The sequence below is a fragment of the Thermopirellula anaerolimosa genome, assembly GCF_054657335.1.
Map to the genome: position 1 here is coordinate 1 of NZ_BAAHYX010000001.1, position 21378 is coordinate 21378.

At 64.3% G+C, this 21378-nt stretch carries 16 protein-coding genes; 3 read left to right on the plus strand and 13 right to left on the minus strand.

All coding sequences use genetic code 11. The annotated features are described in order from the left end of the window. From ACYQ6J_RS00005 to ACYQ6J_RS00030, 6 genes are all read right to left on the minus strand, one after another. On the minus strand, window positions 1–6247 hold a 6247-nt coding region (locus ACYQ6J_RS00005; protein WP_460182144.1), incomplete at its 3' end, for an Ig-like domain-containing protein. Window positions 6248–7404: 1157 nt separating this feature from the next. After that, window positions 7405–10536, minus strand: coding sequence for a tetratricopeptide repeat protein (locus ACYQ6J_RS00010; RefSeq protein ID WP_460182145.1), 3132 nt, complete (start codon window positions 10534–10536; stop codon window positions 7405–7407). A 427-nt stretch (window positions 10537–10963) separates the two neighbouring features. Next, window positions 10964–11896: a glycosyltransferase family 2 protein gene (locus ACYQ6J_RS00015; protein WP_460182146.1), complete on the minus strand. Its 933-nt coding sequence runs from the start codon at window positions 11894–11896 to the stop codon at window positions 10964–10966. Beyond that, entirely contained in the window at window positions 11889–13193 is a 1305-nt protein-coding gene (locus tag ACYQ6J_RS00020; RefSeq protein ID WP_460182147.1) for a radical SAM protein, read from the minus strand. Before ACYQ6J_RS00020 ends, ACYQ6J_RS00015 begins: the two co-directional genes overlap by 8 nt. Next, the gene (locus ACYQ6J_RS00025; protein ID WP_460182148.1) at window positions 13190–14239 is read right to left on the minus strand and encodes a glycosyltransferase family 4 protein; all 1050 of its coding nucleotides are present in this window, start codon (window positions 14237–14239) and stop codon (window positions 13190–13192) included. The genes ACYQ6J_RS00020 and ACYQ6J_RS00025 overlap by 4 nt, the downstream gene beginning before the upstream one ends. Then, window positions 14236–14508 carry a hypothetical protein gene (locus ACYQ6J_RS00030; protein ID WP_460182149.1) on the minus strand — a complete coding sequence of 91 codons (273 nt, stop codon included), beginning with the start codon at window positions 14506–14508 and terminating at the stop codon, window positions 14236–14238. The genes ACYQ6J_RS00025 and ACYQ6J_RS00030 overlap by 4 nt, the downstream gene beginning before the upstream one ends. Window positions 14509–14541: 33 nt before the next feature. Between ACYQ6J_RS00030 and ACYQ6J_RS00035 the strand changes: the two genes are divergently transcribed. From ACYQ6J_RS00035 to ACYQ6J_RS00045, 3 genes are all read left to right on the plus strand, one after another. Beyond that, the gene (locus tag ACYQ6J_RS00035) at window positions 14542–15273 is read left to right on the plus strand and encodes a hypothetical protein (protein ID WP_460182150.1); all 732 of its coding nucleotides are present in this window, start codon (window positions 14542–14544) and stop codon (window positions 15271–15273) included. 93 nt (window positions 15274–15366) lie between these two features. After that, on the plus strand, window positions 15367–15861 hold the full coding sequence (locus tag ACYQ6J_RS00040) for a hypothetical protein (RefSeq protein ID WP_460182151.1): 495 nt from the start codon (window positions 15367–15369) through the stop codon (window positions 15859–15861). Window positions 15862–15986: 125 nt separating this feature from the next. Further along, entirely contained in the window at window positions 15987–16670 is a 684-nt protein-coding gene (locus ACYQ6J_RS00045) for a hypothetical protein (RefSeq protein ID WP_460182152.1), read from the plus strand. Here ACYQ6J_RS00045 and ACYQ6J_RS00050 read toward each other — a convergent pair. From ACYQ6J_RS00050 to ACYQ6J_RS00080, 7 genes are all read right to left on the minus strand, one after another. After that, window positions 16628–17425 (minus strand): hypothetical protein, encoded by a 798-nt coding sequence (locus ACYQ6J_RS00050; protein ID WP_460182153.1) that lies wholly within the window; start codon window positions 17423–17425, stop codon window positions 16628–16630. The two genes, ACYQ6J_RS00045 and ACYQ6J_RS00050, sit on opposite strands and share 43 nt — an antisense overlap. An 18-nt stretch (window positions 17426–17443) precedes the next feature. Next, window positions 17444–19285 carry a phage tail tape measure protein gene (locus ACYQ6J_RS00055; protein ID WP_460182154.1) on the minus strand — a complete coding sequence of 614 codons (1842 nt, stop codon included), beginning with the start codon at window positions 19283–19285 and terminating at the stop codon, window positions 17444–17446. 144 nt (window positions 19286–19429) lie between these two features. Further along, window positions 19430–19624, minus strand: a complete 195-nt coding sequence (locus ACYQ6J_RS00060; protein WP_460182155.1) for a hypothetical protein — start codon at window positions 19622–19624, stop codon at window positions 19430–19432. A gap of 20 nt (window positions 19625–19644) precedes the next feature. Further along, complete coding sequence (locus tag ACYQ6J_RS00065; protein WP_460182156.1) at window positions 19645–20079, minus strand: hypothetical protein; 435 nt, start codon at window positions 20077–20079, stop codon at window positions 19645–19647. A 41-nt stretch (window positions 20080–20120) separates the two neighbouring features. Continuing rightward, window positions 20121–20510 carry a phage tail tube protein gene (locus tag ACYQ6J_RS00070; protein ID WP_460182157.1) on the minus strand — a complete coding sequence of 130 codons (390 nt, stop codon included), beginning with the start codon at window positions 20508–20510 and terminating at the stop codon, window positions 20121–20123. A 41-nt stretch (window positions 20511–20551) separates the two neighbouring features. Then, window positions 20552–20935: an HK97-gp10 family putative phage morphogenesis protein gene (locus ACYQ6J_RS00075; protein ID WP_460182158.1), complete on the minus strand. Its 384-nt coding sequence runs from the start codon at window positions 20933–20935 to the stop codon at window positions 20552–20554. Window positions 20936–20947: 12 nt separating this feature from the next. After that, a complete protein-coding gene (locus tag ACYQ6J_RS00080; RefSeq protein WP_460182159.1) occupies window positions 20948–21376 on the minus strand; it encodes a hypothetical protein in 429 nt (142 codons plus the stop codon). Window positions 21377–21378: the final 2 nt, after the last annotated feature.

The following is a 21378-nucleotide window of genomic DNA, read 5'->3' on the forward strand; positions in this document are numbered from 1 at the left end:
TGTCGCTGTCGGTGTCGATGTCCACCGAGGGGATGATGGTCAGCACCGAGGTACGGTGATCCTGGACGCCGTCGGCCGGGTCGTCGTTGGGATCATTGTCGTCCGGTAGCGGCGTCCACAGGCCCGTGTTGTTCGGGTGCATGAGCACCAGGTTGCCCGACCGGTCGTCGCGGAACTCGAACGTCTCGGCAATCCCCGAGTGGGGATGCACGGCCACGATGAAGTTGTCGCCATACCGGGCATCTTCAATGGCCAGGTACGCCTTCTTCATCCAGTGGCTGTTGGGTGAGGGGCCTTCGGTGGTGAAATCGAGGCTGAAACCCGGAAGCCCGCCGCCGGCCGCTACGAGCGAGGCGGCGTTGTCGCGGATCCCGTGACCGGTATTGGCCGGTGGAGCAGACGGAACGTTCGCTACGGTGTTATCCGGATCGAACCAGACCAGGTGGACCGTGCCGACCATACCTTCAGGCACCGGAGCGCCCAGCTCGACTTTCACTCGCACCGTGTTGTGGTCGATCGGCTGCGGAACGACCGGATGCTGGGCGTAGTCGGGATAGACCAGATAACCGTCCTCGCCGGTGGTGAGCTTGGCCACGCCCGTAGTGGCATTGTAGTCAGCCACCTCGATTTCCCGCGACCAGGAAACCGGATCCCACTCCACGAGGCTTACATACGTGACCGCCACTCGAGGTTGGTCGGCGTTGTACACCACCTGGGGATTGCCCGCCTCGTCGAGCGTTGTCTGGCGGTGGAGGCCGACAGCGGCCGTGTTGAGCGTTTCGAAGTAGATGTTCTGGCCGCCGAAGGTGACAACGGGGTTTACCACTATTTCGCCCGTGGCGCTGGGAGTGCCGTAGGCCCAACGCTCGCGGCTCGAATCAACTGTTACCGAGGCGAAGGACCAATCGGCGGCGGTCACGAGGCCGTCGAACGTCGTTTGCGGCAGCCAGCGGTAGTCGTTACACTGCCACAGCAAGGCCCAATCGTCGCCGGAATCTTCCGGGGCGTCCCAGGTCGTTTCGCCCCAGGCCTGCTCCTCGACCGTGTAACCCTCCACGGCCACTACATGGACCAACACCGTCCAGGCGACCGGCAGCCCCTCGGCATCCTTGCCCACGACCGTGACGGCCGTCAGGCCGGCGGCGGTAGAGCCTTGTGGGACCGAGATCGTCAGGCTGCCGCCCTCCAGCGAGGCCGCCACCAGGGCGTCGGGCCCCTCCGGTGCCCGCAGGGCGTGGCCCGAGCCGGCCCCGCTCGGCACACTCACCGTCACCGACTGATCGCCGCTTTGATCCGTGTCGTACAGATCCAGGACCACCACCCCGGGCATCTCCGTCTTGTCGGGCCGCGGGCCGCCGGGTGGCGGCGTCGTCAAGTTGGCCAGTTCCTCGATGGCGTCCTCCAGATCTTGATTCAGCCGACCGCGGTCGCGCCAGGCTCCCCACTCGGCGAACACCGCGTTCTGGGGCAACTCGGGGGACCCGTTGCCGTGGATGGCGTTGGGCTCCCGGTAGCTGGTCAGCCCCACCGCTCGCGCCGCAGCGGGAGCCTCCGGGAGCGTGCGGAACGGGCCCAACTGCGGGCTGAGATCGGCGGCGGCAGCCAGCGGCGAGGGTGCGGTGAGCCCGCCGGTGGGTAGCCGACCGATGGTGCTATTGGCCGAAGTATCACTGGTACGACCGATGGGAACGTAGGTCTCGAAACCATACAGGCCGCCGCCGCAGCCGCACCCGCAACCTTCTCCCAGGCCGCCGTTGAGCTTGCCTGTCTGCGTGGGATAGACATAATCGAAGGCATAGGGTGAGGTATAGGTCGGCCAGCGGAAGCCGATGTAGTCAACCCACTCGTCATAAGAACTTCCGCAACCGCAACCACTGGCAGCGCCGGTTACATGGTTGTCGATTCCACCGCTGAGGGAATAATCATCGGTAGCCGAATCGTAGGACTCCGACCAGCTTCCGGTCCAGGAATAGTTGTCGCTTTCCGAACTGCCTTCTCCACACCCGCAGCCGCAACCGGAGCTTGAGTAACTGGTGGCCTTCGAACCGCCGCCACCCCCGCACCCCGACTGTTCGTAGGAGGTAAAGCGGTCCGTCCAGAGGGTGGACCAGGCCGAGTCGGAGAATGCGTGACGTTTCGTCAACTGGTTTTCCCAAGAACTGTTCTCCGACCAGGAGGCATGCTCGCTATACGAGTAGCCGCACCCGCTGTAGCTGTAATCGTCCTGGTAGTTATGTACATGAGAGCCGCTGGTAGTTTTCGTTGTCTCGGCATCGGCATCGTAATCGACCCCATCGTAATGCCAATCAACGCTGCGCGTTTGCTCCAGATGAACGTCGCCCGACTCATCGAGGGTGATCGTGCCGTAGCCGCCGGCATACGAAGTGGCGCCCGTCTGACCGTCGTAGTCGAAGTCCTTGGTGAGAGTCTGGTTTCCGTGGCCGGCCATGTCGAAGGCGATTTGGCCGTTTGCGGTGATGATGAAGCCGATCGAATGGTTATTTGTTTCAACAAGAGACTCGCTGTAGTTCTTCACGCCCTGAAGCGTGGCCAACCCTTGCCTGACATCGAACTGGTAGTTACCCGATCCTTCGATGGTGTGATCGGCATAGAACAGACCACCACCTTCCCCGGAGACGCTAGTGAATTGCCAGGCGGTCGAAGACGTACCCTGCGGTTTGGCTTCGCTGAAGGTCAAGCTGTAGAGCCACGTGTCATCACTGCTTTCGGTCTCTGTTCCGGAAAGCGTGGTGCCTCCTATAGGCGCGCCGGTCCAATCGCGCTGGCGCTGGTGGTCCACGTGCCATGTTTCCTGGATCGTCCCTGCACCGCTGCCCGAGACGGCCCACCCGGCGCTGTCCCAAATGCCCGGAGAGGGAATGCCGCCGTCGCACCCGCAGCCGCTCGACAAACTGGTGGGACCGTCGTAGATCGTTCTCGGGGCAACACTCTCGTGGCTTGCAGGTTTGGAGTAAACGAGATTGCGACTCGTTTCAAATTCCTCGGCACGAGAATAGTTGATCGTTCCATCGTACGCCGGAGAGCCTCCTCCACAACCGCAGCCACAACCACAGCCGCAGGACGCTTCAGGGGTGTAGGTGCCACATCCCGTGGAGCTGTCATCGATCGATTCACAGCCCGTCCCGCTGTAGGTGTAGTCCCAGCGGCTGTTGACCCGATCGAATTCTTCCTCGATCGTGAGTGTTCGCGCGAAGGAGCGATCCAGCGTCCGATTGGAGGATCCTTCCATCTGCTGACCGTCGTAAGTGATGTTTTCGGTTCCGGAGGTCGTTTCGCGGGCAGAGTAGTCATTCCAGAACCGCTCGATGCCGCTGCCGTCGGCGAGTTGCCAGACCTCCACCCGATCCAGGTAATAATCCTCATGGTCCAGGGTCGACTCCTCTGGTACGACGGCCCATCGCTCCCTGCGCGAAGTGGACCACCCGTCGGTCTCGTCGAATTCAATGGTCCGCTCGGTGACGCCCGGCTCGCAGCCCGAGGACGCCTGTTGGGGAGTGTCGGTCCAGCGGCGCGTGGTCATCTCCCTTGAGGCGGACTCGTCCAGCCATCCCGATTCGTGTCGCCAGAAATGGGCGGCACCGGAGCCGCACCCGCAGCCACATCCGCAGCCCGTGGTCTCCTGTACCAAGGTGAACGATATTCCGGTCTCTTGGCGGAAGCTGCTTTGATCGCTGTCTTCCCGCTGGAAGGTCACTTGACCATAACCGCAGCCACTACCTCCGAATCCGGCATAGAAATCCTCGATCTGGCCGGAAGCGCTGCTGGCGTTATCCAGCCTCAGAAGAGCCCGCTCGATGGCCGTGCCTGCCAGGATGCCCGGCTGGTTGGGATCCTCCCAGACAAAAGCGTCCCACCGGTACCAGTAGAGGCCGTCGCGCTGGGTAATCTGGCCCGACATGGGCCCCTGCGTGTACTGGCCGCTAGACGTGTCGCTGTAGTAAATCCATTCCGTATTGTATAGCACCGGAGTTACATCGGTTACCTGCCACATGCGGTCTGCGGGTTCGTAGTCGGTGATCACCGCATGGCCGCCCCCGATCCGCCCGAATTCCACGATCGAGCCGTCGATGCTCCAGCTCTGATAGTCGGCCCCGCTGCCGCTACTGCCGCTGATCGTGTAGGTCCCCGCGCCGTCATAGGACCGCCCGCTCGATTCGGCTTCGATTTCCTTGCCCGTGCCCGCCGTCAGAACCCAAACCGATTGGCCCTCGATTTCGGTCAGCGTGCGAGTACCGGCAAAGTCGTACAGTTTGAACTTGCCCTCGTACATTCCGATGATGCCGCTCACCGTCCCTCCGGTGATCGAGCGTGAGTATTCCATGTCATCCGTCGTCGTATTGACGTAGCGGTAGCCCGACTCGCTAAATTCTTCCGTGCCGCCATTGACCCACTGGCCGGAAGCATCCACCGTGGACTCCACGGTCCGGTGGGACCAATACAGCTCCACCACCCCCTCATCCCAGCAACCCTCGATGACCTCGTCGTCCTCAGGCCCGGGGCCGTTGAGAATCGTCTTGACGTAAGTGCCGGAGGCAATGTCCCCGAACTCAGTGGACTCCAAGACCTGCGTCTGGGAATAGCCGCTGCTGAGCACCCACACGTCGTCCTCGGGGTCCTCGGGGTCGCCGATGTCAAAGGTCTTCGTATACTCGTACGAGTCCTGGTAGCTGTACTGAGACGATTCACTCCATGCTCCCTGGCCGCTCCGCTCCAGCTGAATGCCGCCGGAACTCTCGAATGTGCTGATCGTATAGGTACCGCTGTGGCTACTGGTCTTGGTACTGGTCGTTTCGCCCGACAGCGTCATCGTGCCGCCGGCCAACACCCCCGACAAGAAAACCATGTGATACGCTTCCGTTTCGGTGGTTTGCGTTTGGGAAACCGTGTCGGCCCCCCAAGAGTCGATCCCGTAGGGTGCGGTACGGATGGCTTCCTCGGTGGTGGCCTGCGTGCTTCGCGTCCCAGTCCTGATGGAATCCCATACGCCGCCGCGGAGTACCGAAAATGCCGTGTACTGGTGGACCTGCGTGGTCTGACCGGTTTCACGGACGACTTTGTCAGCCTCAGGCCATGAAGCCCATGTCGCATCCTCCGCCGTCGTCAGGCCGGTGGCGGGCGACGACGCCTCGACAACCGGTCCTTCGACTGGCAGCGAGGGCGTACTCGTCAATTGGTAGTCCGCCGCAAGGATCTCACTGCCGCTCTCCTGCCGCGTGCCTTCGCAGATCCACTCGTCCTGCTCCGGCAGGAAGGAATAATCGAAGCGCGTGATCACGAACGTGGCCGAGCGTTCGGATGTCTTCTCGCCCCCCTGGAGCATCTGACCGTCCTGAGTCTCGCTGCGGGGGCTGCTGCCTACCGAATCCGTCTCCAAGACCTGGCTGTGAATCTCGAGCGCGCGGGCCGCATCGGCCGAGCCGGCGGCCTCATAAGCGACGATCGTGGAGTCGATGCTCACCGTATCCACGCGACCACTGAAGCGGGCTTCGGCGATGTCCACAGTGCCGGCAACCGCGGACGGCACGCTGCTTGTGTCCAGTGCGCGTGACGTGTAACAGTACGACACGACACCGTCCACCGCAAAGGCGTCGATCCGCGTGATTCGTTCTCCGAAATACCGGCTGCCGAGCGAGTGGAACGAATAAGAGCAGTAGACCAATTCGCTGTAGTACCAGTTGCCTTGCGCGTCCTCCGCCGAGGCCACCTCGCAACTGACGGTGATCACACCGGTTCCCTCGCCGGCATCCCTTGTCACCGCAGGCAAGCAGCCGATGGGGAAATCCCAGGAAAACGATCCCACGAAGTCCCCTTGCAGCGAAGGCACAAACATCGACGTTGGATCAACCTCCCATTGACACGCCCGCAGGATTTCTCCCCCGTCCACCGTCTTTGCGGCCGAATACGCATCGAAAACAGCCGCCCGCGAGCCCGTGGGGGCAAGTGCGCCTACTGCCGGACTTGCCCCGGGATCGAACTCGGGCAAGACGGGAATGACAACCGTGGCGATCTGCGACGCCCGCCCGTCCAGAGTGCTCACCGCGCACGTGAACTCGTCGAACCCCAGGAACCCCTTCTCGGGACGATAAGCGAAACTCCCGTCCTCCTCGAGGGTCAACGAACCGTGCCGCGGGCCGGTATCCAAGGAGACGACCAGCCGCTTCCCTTCGGTGTGATGGGCACCGTTGAGTGCGTTTCCGAGAAGCTCCGATTGCCGGTGTGGGTACATGGGGAACCAGCCGCCCGCAGGCGAAATACCGCCGGCCGTCTCACTGCCAATGGTGCGAACCGGGTCAGGTGACGTTTGAAGGAAATCGGCCGAAGCGTCAGGAGACAACTCGATGCCTCCTGGCTGGAGAAGCAGGCCATCGCCAACGGAGGGTTCGTCCGAGAGCGTAATCGAGGACATACCCCCAAGAGGTCGACCGTTACTGCGGTGTAGTGCAACGTCGGCGCCGGTTCGATCACCAATCGTCGGCGCTATTGCACCCGGGGCGGCAATCGCTGGGGGACCAGCGGGTACGCCGCCGGTTGCCGGTGACGCTCCGGCCGCAGGGGAAGAAGCTCGCTCGGGAGTCGCTGCCGACGACAGGGAAGCTGCCGGGGTAGGCCCGTCGTCGGACAAGGTCACAAGCGGGCGTGCGGAGGGCGCTATCGGCTTCGCGGCATGCCGGGCAAGCGGACTGCCGCTCGAAGTGCTGGATGCGCTCCCGGTTTCTCCACCACCCACCCCATCTGCCCGAAGAGATGGCACAAACCAAGAGCTGCCCCAGGCGGCGGCCGCCGGGACACGAAAACCCCCGCCTAGCCCCGCAGAGCCACCAAGGCCCAGGCCCGCCATCTGGACCGAAAACCCTTCACCCAATCCGAATTGCAAGGGACGGCCCACTTCGGCAGAGCCAGCCGAGACAAAGAGACTTTGCGCATCGTCAACCGCCCTGGCCGGACCGCTCCCTTGCCGGCCCTCGAAATAGGACCGCCCGTCGGCACTCGTGTCCAGCGATTTGGAACGAAAGACGGAGAGCAAGCTTCGCCGCTCGTGCGAATCCCAGGAGAACGCCTCAGCCGGTGAGGCTCGTTTGCGAGGGCCGCTCGTCGCCCCATCCGTGTCTTCGCTGTAAAGGGCCGCCCGGCCCGTGTCGTCGAACAAATCTCCCAAGAGAGCCAGCCCGACCACGCCCAACACCGACGAGCTGACGGGAATTCGCTTTTCCAGCAACTCCAGACTGAGCCGCTTCGTGCGACCCTTCGCACTCCCCGAGACGCAGCGGCGCCTTCCGGCTACCGTGCGGATGCTTCCAAGTGTCCGCATAGTCTCTGCCCTTCCTAAAAAGCAACTCGATCATCCGCTCCCAGCTAACGTTCCGACGGGCCACCGCCGGGCCGTCACGTTGCGGCGGCCATCGCGGCACCTGCCGCCGGAGTTCTCTCCATCGCACTTTCGAAGAAACGCTCGTACTGGCCGATCACCCGCTGGTCGTCGAACACCGCCTCGGCCCGCTGGCCGATCCACCGTACCAGGTGCTCGCGGTACTCCGGCTCGGTGCCGATCCTGACCGCCTTGGCCACGTACTCGTCTCCGTCCCATACCACCAATTCATCCTCCATTCCCATCCGCCGGTACAGGCCCGCGGCATAGCACTGCACGGCCAACGGCCCCGGCTGCGTGAGCACCGGGACACCCATCGAAAAGGCGTCGTAGGCCGTCAGGCAGCTGGCGTATACAGGCGTATCGAGCACCACAGTGGCCAACCGCAGCAAACGATAGTATTCCGCCACGGGCATCGCCGACCGGAAATAAACCCGCCGAAACACGACCCCCAAGTTCCCCTCCATGCGGCGGCGGAGCTTCTCCGCCAGCCGCCCGTCGGGGCCTGCCAGCAGCACGACAAACCCCCGCGGGTCTGCCTCCAGGATGTCGCGGAGAAAGAAATCGAACTGCGGGCAATATTTCGGCAGCCGGTGGGGGCAGAAGTAAAAGGCCCCCTCTCCCGGCAACCCGAAGTGGCCCCGGCCGACGTCTTGCGGCATCGGTTGCCGCGACTGGAACATGGGGAACGTCTCCAGCAGAATCAGCCTCTCGGTATAATGCTGGGCCGAATCCACCGCTTCTTCCGGGCATTCCATCCAAGGGGAAGAGATGTAGTAATCCACGGCCCGCACGCCGCTGGTGCCGTGAGAACCGCAGGAGACGCATTGAACCGGGGCCAGCCGGGCCATGGGCAGGAAATAGCTCCAGGGATCGGGGCCGACCTTCCAGTGGTAAATGATGTGACACCGTGTCTCCCGGACGGCCTCCACCGCCTGATCGAACCGCCGGGGAAAACTCACGTAGCGGACATCGTCGCGGGCGATTGCGGCTCGAAACCGGCCCACTGCCCCCTCCGCGCAGAAGATCGCCACTTCAAAGCGGTGGTCCAGCCCGGCGACGATCTTCGACATGCCGCGCAAGAAACCCCCTTCGTGCCCGGCGGTGACCAGGAAACCGACGCGGATCTTACGCCCCCCGCCCGGCTGCAAAGCCCGCTGAGGGAATGCCGGCTCGAACCGCGCCGAGAACAGCTCCTTGATCTCCCGGCAACAGCGCCCCAGATGCGGCAGGTTGAACGAAGGGGTGTAACCATCGAAAGGGAGCACCCGCCAATCCAAAGAAACCTTCTCTTCGAGGGCTTCGAGCAAGCCTTCCTGAAGCCCCTGCCAGTACTGCTCGATATCCTCTTCGCAATCAAAGACCGTCGGGCACACCCCCAGGTACTTCCACCTCCAGATCGCCCGCTCCGGACACAGCAAGGCGGCCCTGCGGTAGGTCTCCTTGGCTGCCTCGACCTCTTCCAGCTTGGCATGGACCGCGCCTAGGGCCAGATGAAGCTGTACATCCTCGGGCCGGCGGGCAATCGCCTCCTGGAACGCATCCTTTGCCGCCTCGAACTGGTTGGCTGCCGCCAGCGTCTCCGCCAGCCGCTTGTGGCCGCCGGGGTACTCCGGGGCAAGCTCCAATCCGCGACGATACTGCGCCACCGCCTCGGCGGCACGCCCACAGGCCTGATAGAAGTCGCCGAGCCAGAAAGTCGCGTCCGCATGGTGCGGGTTCAAAGCCAGGGCGCTTCGCAAGGAGCGTTCGACAAGCTGGGGCGCGAGATGCAGAAGGTACTGCACATGGCCCAGATTGGCCCAGGCGTCGGCATAGTCTTGATTCCTTTGCAGGGCCCGATGAAACGCCGCTTCCGCCTGCCGATACTCTCCCACTTCCTTGAGCAAGGCCCCGTAGTTGTTCCAGTAAACCGCCTTGCTGTCGCAAAGGGTCAGCGACCGTTCCAGTTGCTGCCGCGCAGCCGGATAGTCTCGCCGCACAAGACTGATGACCCCCAGAAAATGCCAGGCCCCGGCGTGATTCGGCTCATGATCCAATATCCGCCGATAGGTCCGTTCAGCAGTCTCCAGATCGCCCCGCTGATGGGCGCCAAGCGCCTCTTGGAAAGCTCGCTCAGTTTGGTCGGCTGATGCCTCCTTCGGCACCTCTTGGCGAAAGCCTTGAGGACTGCCCGCCGTTGGCTTGGCGTATCCCAACCTTTCCGCCAATGGTTCCACCCATTGGGCGATCGCCTCGTAATACGGGGCGGCCAGTTCTTCATCGGGAATCGGCCACCCGCCGGGGTTGCTGGCCAGGGCATCCCGTGACAGTTGGACCCCCAGGTACTCCTCTAATTCCCCGAGCGCAACTGCGCCGCCAATCAAATCCTCGTAACGCACAAAGTGCGCCCCAAGTTCCTCCGCGTGCTCCAGGAAACCCGCGGTGAGTTCCGCCCAGTTCCGGGCAAAATGTTCGGGCGTCACAGGACGATCCGGCCAGCGGTGAAACCAACGCACGCCGCGCCTCTGGCTGATCGTCCAATACGAGCGAAAGGCGTGATAGGGGTTGCGCGTGAGGAAGACCAACTTCGCCGGGGGAAAGAGCCAGCGGAAGAAAAAGGCGTGATCGGCCGACAGCCGCACCGTCTTCATCCCCCAGCGGGCAAATCCCGCCTCCGCGGCCGGTTGGGCAAACAGCCTCTCGAAGAAACCCACATAAGCCCGCACCAGGTCTTCCGGCGACGGATATAGGTTCTCGATCGGCCCGCACGTCCGCTCGACTCGCCCTTGTCCGCGAAAGAAAAAGGATTCCTCCGGCCAGAAACCGGTGATCCTTCGAAACAGGTCGGGCACCGAATCCAGAAGACCTCCTTGACCGAAGGGCTCACCCCAGATCAGACAATCGCCGGAGAGCATCCTCTGCAGAAGAGTTGATCCGGTACGCCACCCCGCAGCCATCAGAAAAATGGGCGACTGGTGGCTCGGACTTCTCGCCCCGGGCCAGCGCCGCTGGAAGGCCTCTACCCCTGCCCGCAATGTCGGGACCCTCGATATGCCCTCCTGATGTGCCCCTCCACCGCGAGACGCTCCCTCCTGGGCCGCTTCCCCGGCCCGGTGCGGGCCGTGGCGGCTGCGTTGTGCCGTCAGGTCGGGTACGCTGCTGCCCATCGTCCCCTTCCCCACACTTTTTGGCCATATGGCTGGCGCGGAAATTCCTCCGCCCTGGGCACCCGAGTGGCCGCAGTACGGTTCAGCGCGGGCGCCAACACCGCCAGCGAATATTCCCGTATTCCGGGATTGCGCCGTCTAGTCTAAGTCTGTGTGTGTGTGTTGTCAAGTACCCCCTCCAAGATTTTTTCGCCTACCGGCTCACATCCCTCGTGCCGGCCGGTCGGCAGTGGGGGATGATACCCAACCAGAGCTGACATTTTGACGGGCATCTGTCACGGGGTTGTGCGGATTGCCCCCTACGCTTTGGAGTCGATCGAGTCGGCGGGGTAGCGGGAGATGGACGGACGACAGTGGCCCAGATGCTTCGGCCGACGCGAGCAGAACGCCTGGGGAATCCTGCGAGCGGCCGCCTCGAGGGCTGTACTTACGACGCCGTTGCCTGGGGCGGCGTTGCCCTCAGCGCCAGTCCGTCCCAGCAGGCCGACCACCGCGGCGTGACGCAGGAGATGGGGGCGATGGTCTCCTCGCCTCGCCGCTCGTAGCCGTCCTTGCCGAGGGCCGAGATGTGCCGGGCGCCGGGGTAGGTGTGCCAGCGGTAGATGTAGGAAGGAAGGGAAAGGCAAGAAACGTCACCGCCGTCAGGGGAAGGCGCTGTATCGCTGGCCACGGGGGAAACTGGGGCTTGATGGGAAGAGGAAGCTTGGGAGCGTGGTTGTACTGGCTTTGCACTGGGAGTGGTGGCAAGCTCGGTCAGTCCGGATGGGGTAACCAGCTCACTCGGTGATACTGGTTTGAAGCCGGCCTTCTTCAGTCGCCCGGCAAGGGCCTGGTCCTGACCGGATTGCATGGCGGGATAGCCCCCTACGGCCAGAAATGCTTCGCGGGTGAAGCCCCACGAACCGTGGAACAGCCCGCCGGTCGTCTTACGCTGCAAGTGCGTGCGGCGGTCGATCCAGACCTCCGCGGGCCGCGACCAGGAGATACCGGCCGCGAAGACCTGCGCCATCGTCTCCAGGTGCCAGGGCAGATAAATGTCGTCATCGTCCCACACGGCGTAGGCGTCCACATCGGGTGACACCAGAGCCGCTGAGGCGTTCCGCTTCTCACCCAGTGTGCGGAAGCGGTGCCGGGTGGTGACGAGCTTCACCCCGGGCAAATGGTCGCAGGCCGCCGGGTCGTACTGCCCGGCGTCGTCGAGGATGACGAGCTCTCGCAGCTCGGCCGGGTAGGTCTGACGCAAGAACGACTCGACCGCCTCGGCCAGCTGGGCCGGCCGGTTGAACGTCGCGCACAAGCAGGCGATCTTCATCGGGGCTTGGGGCATGGGACTTGGGGCCTGGGGGCGGATACTAACCAAGCCACGGTTGCACCTTCCGGTTGCCGATGCAGGCCCGGCAGTACCGGTCCATCTTTTGTCGCAGGGGCAGCAGCGCTTCGATGAACCCCGGCTGGAGCCGGCATCGCGGCGTCTCGTGGATCGGCGTCCCCAGGGCCATCGGAATGGCCGGCGAGTTGCAGCAGGTATAGACGTGCCAGTCATACACCGAGTATCCGGGCCCCACGCAGTCAGCCGGCAGGGTTTCTTCGCCGCGCGGCCCCATAGGCAAGGCCCAATGCTTGCGGGAATCCACCACGCGGACCTTTGATCCATAACGGGCTCGGAACGCCTGGACCGCCTGGCCGTTCCAGGTATAAGCCGAGACGCGGAACTCGCGGACATACGGAGCAGCCAAGTCCGCCCGATCAAGCGCCAGGCCGTTGGTGAAAAGCTGAATCGGACCCAACTTGGCCTCGGCCAGCCGCCGCAGGCCTTCGGCCAGATGCGACCAGAGGAGGGTCTCGCCGCCAGCCAGGATGACCTTCTGGAAAGCCGGGTAACTCGACTGGCGCACGGCGTCGATGAGCGCGTCGATCTCTTCCAGCGTCATCTCGTAGTCTGGTGCGAACTGCATGAGTGAACGCTGGCTGCACCGTGGGCAGGCGCCCTGACAGCGTGCCGTGGGCCAAAGGAAAAGGGTGTGTTGGGCCTTGGCTAGCGGCAGCCGGCCGGCCAGGTAGTTTCGCGGCGGCGGGGCGGCGCCGATCTGCCGATTCTCTTTCGCGTGCTGGAGGTTCCGTCCGCGATACTCGTGGTCCACGTGCACCAGCGGCCAATCGGTCACTTTGAGCGTCTCGATGCGGTGTTCCTTGCGGCGAAGGGCCAGCACATCGTCTTCGCTGCCCCAGGTGGTGATCCGCTCATCCCAGCCGCCCACTAGAAGCCAATCGGCGGTGGTCATGCCCACGAAGGCCCCGGTGCCCCAAGGCCAAGGGTTGGTGGCTTTCCACTCGTCCCAGCGGTATCGGCCGTCGAAGGCGGGTATCCTGCGCACCAGAGTCCACACGGCTTGCCCATCGCGGATGTTCTCGGCCGCGTGTTCGACAAGGCCCGGCGGAACCAGGCAGTCCACGTCAAGGCAGATGATCTTGTCACAGTAGGGCAGCAGGGCCAGGATGGCCTGATTGCGGGCGGCCGAGCGGCTGAATTGGCCTTCGCAGGCCGTTTGCACATGGACGCGATACGGCACAGTGATCCGGGCGTCGGCCAGCGACTGGTAGCAGCGACGTACGATCTCGGGCTTGATTCCAACCGCAGCAATGGCGATGCCGATCATGCAGCCTTGCTCCATGCAGTGCCCAGGGAATCGAAAAGCCGCTGCCAGCCGGCCAGGATGGTTTCCGGGTCAGCCAGGCGCTCGACGTGTGCCCGGGCGGCCTCGGCCATAGTGAGCCGCCGCCGCTCGTCGTAGGCCAGGTGGGCCGTGTAGTAGGCCAACTCCTGGTCGCCATTGCACAAGAAGCCGGTCACGCCGTGACGGACCATCTCCCGCCAGCCCCACTGGTTCTGAGTGACGATGGGCACGCCGGCGGCCATCGCCTCGAGGCCCACGCGGGGCCAATTCTCCCGGGCACCGCCGTTGATGCACAGCATGGCGTGGCAGCGGCCCAGGAACTCTTGCGTGGGAATTTCCTGGGGTTTGAGGCATGTCGCCCAGGACGGCGGCTTGCCGAGCTTCCCGGCCAGCCGCTCGGTCCAGCCCATCACCAGGGCCTTGCGATGGGCATAGGGAATCGCCGCGTAGATGGGCCACGTATTACTGGACCACTTGTCGAGGTCCGGCCGGGCCAGCCGGCCGATGACGAACTCCGTGTTCGGTCGATGCTGCCGCGGGCAGAACGGAAACTCGCCCAGGTCGAACGCCCCGCGAATCAGATGGCCTTGCTCAGGCCGGTAGCCGATTCTTGCAAGCTCTGGTTCGAGCATCGAGCGCTGGAACTGGCTTTGGAACACGTAGGCGTCGGCAGGGCCGTGCTCCTGCGCGGCCCGCCGCTCGTCGGGAAACAGGAACGTCATGCAGTTGACCCACACCACGCGGCAGCCCAGTTTGCGGAGCCGGCCGTAGACGCCCCAGAGATTCCCGTTGCACATGGCCACCACGACCGAGCCGGCCAGCCTGGGGACCTTTTCCAGGTCGGCAGCCGGCACGTGGTGGGTCACGGCGCCGATTGCATCCAACCGCCCGCGCCACCGCTCGTCGCGCCCCCAGGTGGGAATCAGGTGCACGTCCCAGCCTGCCTGGCGCCAAAGCTTCACCGTGTGCCAGCATTCGGTGTTCGCCCCGCCCATGCCACCGGGATAACCGAGAATGAAGAGCGTCATCCTTGGAAAACCTCCTCGATCCACCTGGGCGGCCTCAAGGGGCATCGCTCGGTCGCCATCTTGATCTTGTTGGCCAGGGCCGAGCCGCCTGGCCGCACGTGGCACCCGCACAGCCGGCAGGTCTGCCGCTTGGCGTCGAAGCGTTCGCACGGCCGGCAGAGGGTGTCGAAGATCTCTCGCACGCGCTCGTCGCTCCGCACCGGCCGACCGGCGGCGATCCAGCGCTTGACCGCGCCGCCGTATCGAATCAGCCGCACTGCCATGCTCACCACCAACCGCTGGACTCCTCGCCACTACTGCTCGTGGGGCTGCTGCCGGACGACGAACCGGGCGTTCCGACGCCAGAGGAACTACTGCTTGAATCGCCTGACGAACCGGACGAACTGCTCGGCAGGCCTGACGAGCTCGACACGCTACCACTGGACGAACTGCTCGGCGGAGGCGGTGGCGGTGGTGGCGGAGGCGGAGGAGGTGGGGGTGGGGCCGAACCACTCGACGAAAAGCCCGAGCCGCTTGACGAAGATGATCCGGGGCTGCTCGGCGAGGACGAACTGCCACCGGAAGAACTGCTGTCGGGCCCGGACGACGATGAGCTGCTCTGCCCGCTACTACTGGAACCGCTGCTCGAACTGGAACAACTGCCGAAGGCACTCGACGAAGGGCCGCTGCTCGACGGTACGCCGCTTGACGACGAGCTTGACGAGCTGCCACTCCCAGAGCTGCTTGACGAACTGCCGGAAGGGCCGCTGGATGACGGGCCGCTACTGGAAGAACCGCCCGAGGAGGATGAGCTTTCCCCGCTGGACGACGAACTACCGGACGGACCGCTTGAGCTCGACGACGGCCCGGCGCTTGATGAACCACTCGAAGACGAACTGCTGCCGGAGGACGAGCCCGATGAGGAGCCCGACGAACTGCCGGAGGAAGAACTGGACGAACCGCTGCTGGACGAAGACCCAGAAGAACCGCTCGACGAAGACGAACTGGAGCTGCCGCTGGAGGAACTGCTCGAGGAGGGCAGGCAGACTGTGTAGGTGTATTCATCGCCCACCGGACAGTCCACCGGCATACAGATTTCCCGGGCGGTCACGACCAGGCAGCCATTTTCGTCCACGGAGACGCCCGTAATGACCGTCACGCATTGGCACTCGCCGGAACTGCCGGAGGAGCCGGAGCTACCGGATGATCCGGATGAGCTGCTGCCGCTGGAGCCGCTGCTGGAACTTCCGGAGCTCGACCCGGACGATCCGCTGCTGGAGCTGCTCGACGACCCGGAAGAACTGCTGGAGGATGATGAGCTGCTGGACGAACTACCCGAGGAGGAAGAACTACTGCCGGAGGATGAAGAACCGCTGCTCGACGAGGACGAGCTGCTGGAGCTGCTCGACGAACTCGAACTACTGGTGGGCAGGCAGCAGTCGTACTCGTTCTCGTATTGGAACCAGTACTCGATCCGGGCCTCGGGGTTGGTGCCGAAGCGGATTTCCTTCATCCGCACGATAGCCCCGATGCCGGCAGGCAGGAGCCGGCAGCACGACGAGCCATCGCTCCCGCTGGAAGACGAAGGCCACCCGCCATCGCAGCATTGTTCGCCTGCCCGGCGGCAGCACTCCTCGAGGTAGTCCACGTCGACCCCGTTGCCTTCGAGCCCCTCGCCGTCGTTGGGGTCTTCGACCGAGTTGTAGGCATAGCCCGTTCGGCCGCCCGGTTTGGCCACCCAAGAGCCGTAGCCTTCCGCCACGTCGCTGTGGACCAGCTCGACGAATTGGTATCGCCAGCGATTGGGGCTGAGTTCTTCCGCAGACAGCAGCCGGGCCCAGAAGTCTACCTCATAGGGCACGCCGATTTTCACCACGGCCCACTTCATGCCCGTGCCCGGCTGCTTCCAAAGGATGACAGCCGCCCCTTCGGTATCGCAGCTTTCCAGGTAGCCGCAACTGCTATCGGCAATGTCGGCCCGGGTGTGCCACTCGTGCGTGACGTTCACCCGGGCGACCGTGATTCCGCTTACGCAGGCGTAATGGGCGATTTCGCCAGCGGGGACCGGCTCCAACAGCACGGCGAACCGGCCGAAGTGCCGCGGCTTCTCGGGCACGGCCCCGTAGCAGGCCGGCTCGTTCTTGAAGGCCTGGAGGTTTTCCAGCGGATGGATGATCGGCTCGTCGAGGCCCAGGACGTCGAACCGCTCACGGTCCGCGCCTGTTTGGTTGCGGACCTTGATGATCGTGCTATTGGGATAGCAGGGATTGCAGGATTGCCCTTGGCTTCGCTGCCGGGCCTTGAAGTCCAGCGCGGCGTCGATGAACGTGTTGAAGGCCTCGGCCGGGATTTCCAGCTTCTGGCCGGGCCGCACCTTTTTGAAGGGGTTTCCCACGGCGGCAGCCTCCCTCAGGTCCCGATCCCCAGGCCCGAGAAATCCCCATACGGGTAGACCTGCTCGACGTAGGCGGCGATCGGCCTTTTTACCAGCGTCCCGGACGCCGCATCCTCGGCATCCGCATAGCGGACCCAGAGGTATTCCCAGCCCTTCTTGTTGATGCCCGTGATGTTGCCGATCACCAGTCCGGTGACGTTCGGGCTTGCGGCGAAGCGGAAGGTGATCTCCCAGTCGTCCTGGCCACGCTTGGAGCCCGAGGCACCCATGAACAGCACTTCGCCCGCGGCGAAACCACGAAACGCAGCGCCGTTGACCTTGCCGGTAAGAAAGAAGAGCGTGGCCTTGTAGCCGGGCGTGACCAGGCCCGAGGCGATGTAATGCGTCTCCGAGAAGTTGTAGACCGGCACGGTGATGTCCACGCCCTCGACGTTGTCGTGGGTAACGCCGATGGCGCCTTGGAAGTCCGGGGCGGTCTTGCCCGGCGGGGCGTAGCGGCCGACCGTCTGGAGGCCCTGCGTGATATGCTGAGTCCCGCCGCCGGTGTCGAACTGGTACGTGGAATCGCCGGTCTCGGGGGGCTGAAGCTCGCCGTAGCGGACCGAGCCTTCCCAGATGTCCTCGGCGACGCGCTCGATGTGCAGGCTCTGGCGGACCAGGCCGTCGTAGAGCACCGGCGAAGCCGCCGCCAGGGCTGCCTTGGCGGCCAGGTCGTCGGCCGTGCCCCGGACGATATAGATAAGGTCAACCGATGGGCTCTCGCCCTCGGTCGTCTCGCGGCTGTTCCATTTTTCGTGAACAGTGATCGCCACCCGCAACGCACCCGCTAATCAGGCGAACACCAGGTTGCCGTGCTGGGCCTGTTGGACGAGCTTGCGTGTGTTCTTGGCCGTCTCCTCGCCTGCCCGGGCAGCACGCTCCAAGGGGCCGCCGGTTCCAAGGCCGGCCGCGGCCAGTGGGTTGAAAGTCCCGACTACGCTGACGGATCGCTGGGCCAGCCCCTCGAAGTCAAAACTCTCCAGGTCGCCGATGCCCTTGATCCGCTCCGGCGCAGCGGTCTCTTTGAGCTTCGCCCGTTTGCGGGCCGCCTCGTCGAGGGCCTCCTGCCACTGGCGCTTGGCCTCGGCAACCGCGTCCTCGGCCGCCTTGAGGTCCGCGTCGTACTGCCGCCGGCGCTCGACGTGCCTGCGCTGCCGTTCCTCTTCAAGGGCGTCGAGCGTGCCGCGCTCTTCCTCGTCGATCGCCTGGCGTTTGGCCTGCCGGGTGGTTTCGATGTCGCGGAGTTGCTGCTGGGTGGCCTGATCCCGCTGGCGCTGTTCCCGTGTGAAATCCTCATCGAGGATCTTTTGCGCGGCCTCGACATCGACACTCTCATCGAACATCGCCATAAGCTGCACGAACTTCTTGGCGATCCAGTTCTGGGCCGTGCGCCATCCGGTGACCAGGTGGTGCGTGAATGTGGTCCAGGCCTTCGACATGCACGCCACGGTCTCGACCCAGGCGGCCTGAAGGCCGGCCCAAGCGGAGGCGAGAATCTTGGCCGTGCCGTAGACCGCCTCGACGGCCACGGCCATGAAGGCCTCTTTGAAGCCGATCCACTGGTCTGTAAGCCACGCGACACCCTTCTGCCACTCCACCTTGAGTGTCAGCCAAAGAATCCGGGCGGCCAGGCCGATGTCGCCGGCAGCCAGCGCATCGGAGATGCCCTTCCAGGCCGCAAGCGCCGTGTCCCGCAGCGCGGCGAACTGTTGGCCCAGCCACGACAGGGCCTGTTGGCCGGCTCCCGACACGTAGAGCAGATACCCGCCCAGTGACGCCAGGGCCGCGATCACCAGGCCCACGGGCGAAAGGATCCCGCCCAAAACCGTCCCAATCACGCCCAAGGCCGTGCCCACGCCGGTGACGATGCTGACCAGCGTCCCGAAGGCGAAACCCAGCCCGGAGAGAATGCCGCCCAGGACGATCAGGGCCGCCCCGCCGGCCACGATGGCCGCGGCGACCTTGAACACCGTGACGACGACCGTTTTGTTTTCTCTGATCCAGTCGGAGACGGCCTTGATGATGCCCGTCACCCGCCGAGCCAGATCACTTAGGATCGGGGCCAAGGCCGAACCGATCGTCGCCACGCCCATCTTGAGCGACTTCCACAGAGTGTCCAGCGCGTCGCCGAACTCGTCGGCCGCGGCTGCATCTTCGCTCGACATCGCCAGGCCTAGGTCCCGAGCTTGCCGCCGCATCGCCTCCAAGCCTGCGGCGCCGTCGGCCATCATCGGCAGGAGTTTCGCGCCGGATTTCCCGAAGACCTCCATCGCTGCCGCCGCCCGCTGCGTGGGGTTTGCGATTCCCGCCAGCCGGTCGGCGATCCGCATGAACTGCTCGTCGGGCGAAAGGCGCTCCAGATCGGCGATCGAGAGTCCCAGCCTTACAAGCGCGTCCTGGGCCGCCTGCGACCCTGAGGCAGCCTCAGCGATCGTTTTCTGCATCTTCCGCAAGCCGCCTTCGAGCGTCTCGAGGTCGGCGCCAGACATCTCGGCTGCATACCCTAACTCCGACAAGGCCTCGACCGAGACGCCCGTTCGGGCACTCATGTCCGCGAGTCGGCTGCCCATATCGGCGAACACCTTGGAGAATCCGGTCATCGGCCCTAAGAGCGTCATCCCGCCGAGAAGCATCCGTTGCCCCGCCGCTGTAATATTTTTACCCCAATCCACAAGCCGCTTCGAAGCGGCCTTCAGGCCGCGAACCAACCGGCTGTCGTCGGCAAAGAGCTCGACGAAGGCTTGGCCTGCTCGGATACCGGAAGGGCTTGCCATAGGTCACTGCTTGGGCGATTTCAAAATTCCCAGTTCGCTCAGCTGCTTGAGTGTCATGGCTGCGGTGGGCTTCTTCACAAGCGGGTGAAAATCCACCGGCCCCAAAGCTCGTTGCCCTTTCCCGCGAAAGGCGTTATACACCATCGCCAGCAATTGCGCCGTGTGGTTCCACTGGTCCCGCTGCCGCCCCTCGACCATCCAGCACAATTCCCGAAGGGTCAGCGGTCCGGGGGCGACGCCGACGATGCCGGCAAGCTCGTAAATGAGTCGCCAACGCTGGTCAACGCCGCCTCGATCTCCTGCGCCAGCACCGGGCTGTTCAGCCGCGCTTTGATCAATTCCTTCGTCCGTTCGGCCAGCTCGTCGTACTTCCGGATCGCCAGCCGGAGCGTCTCTCGCCGGCTCGGCTCGGGGAAAAAATCCACGAGCTCTTCGACTAAAGCCGCCTTGGCGTGGGCGATGACATCTCCGGCCATGGCGCGAGCGAAATCCACGTCGGTGATCCGCTCGGCGTCCGCCTGCGGCTTGCAGACGCAGTACACCACGTCGCACAGCAGAATCGGATCGGCCAGCAGCCGCGGAAAGACCCGCTCGATGTCAAGTAGATCCTCCTTCAACAGGTCGCGGACCCGCTTGACTGCGTCCACGGTCACCGCGATCGTCCACGTTCGGCCGGCGCTATCCTGAAACGTTCTCATACTCCGGTCGAAGCCTCCAGCGTCGGTTTGAGGGTGAAATCCAGGGTGGCCACATCTTCCAGCGGCTGGCCCTGCGAAAGGCTCGTAACCGCCCACTTGCCCGTGTAGCTCAGGGTCGGGTCCGAGACCGTCACCTCCAGGGGCGTGCCGCCCGTGTAGGCGGAAACAAGCGCCTGCACGGCCGCATCATCCGGCGAGTAGACGGCCGTGCCCGAGATGGTCAGCTCCTTGAGTGCCACCACGCTCCGCTTGATGCCCTGGCTGTCCCGGGTAGTCACGTCGGCCTCGCTGCCGCCCAGCTCGACGGTCACCTCCTTGGCCAGTTTCAACTGGTTGGTGCCGATCGACAGCGTGCACTCGCGGCCGAGTTTCCAATTGGTTGCCATCTGATCTCCTCGAGCCTCCCGCGTTCAGTCTTCAGCCTCTCTCACCGCACGGAACCGGCCCAGAGCTTCGGCAGGCGGTCTTTGGTCTTCTCCAGCGCCGGGCCCATGAAGGGACGCTTCGGGTAACGCTCGCGCCGATAACGCCCGCCATGCTCGTGGGCCTTGCCGGCCATGCCAAACGATTCGACATCCGGCCCGATCACCACCGCCTGCCGGGATTTCTCGACGGCGTACTTGATCGCCCGGGGCAGCCGTCGGGTGTGCGTGTGCGGCGGCTGGCCGGCCGGCGACGGCCCTTTGCGCTTGCGGACGCTCCGCACCGCCGCCAGGCGGATCGCCCCGCCGGCATGGCCGAGGTTTTCGATGCTGGCCCGCTTGGCCTTCCGGGCGACCTTGTGCATCTGGCTGCGGGTTCTCGCCTTCATTCCCACCATCGCTCACCCCACCATGCGGAACGAGAGCGTGATGATGCTGGTGAAGCATCGCAGCTCGTCGAGATGTTCCACTGCGTAGACCGGATCGTTTTCCACCTTGACGCACACGGCGGTGGGCATCGCCGCCGGCCGCCGCAACCGGAAGTGCCGGGCGATCTCTTCGACCAGCCCCAGAAGCGGGTCGATCTCTTCGGACGGGTCGGCATCGAGCTTCTGCTGGACCGCTATGTCGATCTGGTACTGGCGGCTGTCGTCCGCGCGGCTTGCGGCCTCGATGACCAGGCTCCGAGGCACGACGCTCACCTGGAGCGTCTTCAGGTCCGCCGGCTCGAACCGTGGCCGATAGAGCCGCCGGGCGGCGAACGGGAGACTCCATCCTTCGCCATTCAGCTCCGAGACGACCGCATCGGCCAGCGCTACGATCGTGGACACGC

Bases quoted from the DNA above. Each gene is read 5' to 3' on its own strand.
- ACYQ6J_RS00010 (WP_460182145.1), bottom strand. From the start codon at position 10,536: ATGGGCAGCAGCGTACCCGACCTGACGGCACAACGCAGCCGCCACGGC.
- ACYQ6J_RS00020 (WP_460182147.1), bottom strand. From the start codon at position 13,193: ATGATCGGCATCGCCATTGCTGCGGTTGGAATCAAGCCCGAGATCGTA.
- ACYQ6J_RS00025 (WP_460182148.1), bottom strand. From the start codon at position 14,239: ATGACGCTCTTCATTCTCGGTTATCCCGGTGGCATGGGCGGGGCGAAC.
- ACYQ6J_RS00040 (WP_460182151.1), top strand. From the start codon at position 15,367: ATGACCGTCACGCATTGGCACTCGCCGGAACTGCCGGAGGAGCCGGAG.
- ACYQ6J_RS00055 (WP_460182154.1), bottom strand. From the start codon at position 19,285: ATGCTTCTCGGCGGGATGACGCTCTTAGGGCCGATGACCGGATTCTCC.
- ACYQ6J_RS00060 (WP_460182155.1), bottom strand. From the start codon at position 19,624: ATGGTCGAGGGGCGGCAGCGGGACCAGTGGAACCACACGGCGCAATTG.
- ACYQ6J_RS00070 (WP_460182157.1), bottom strand. From the start codon at position 20,510: ATGGCAACCAATTGGAAACTCGGCCGCGAGTGCACGCTGTCGATCGGC.
- ACYQ6J_RS00075 (WP_460182158.1), bottom strand. From the start codon at position 20,935: ATGAAGGCGAGAACCCGCAGCCAGATGCACAAGGTCGCCCGGAAGGCC.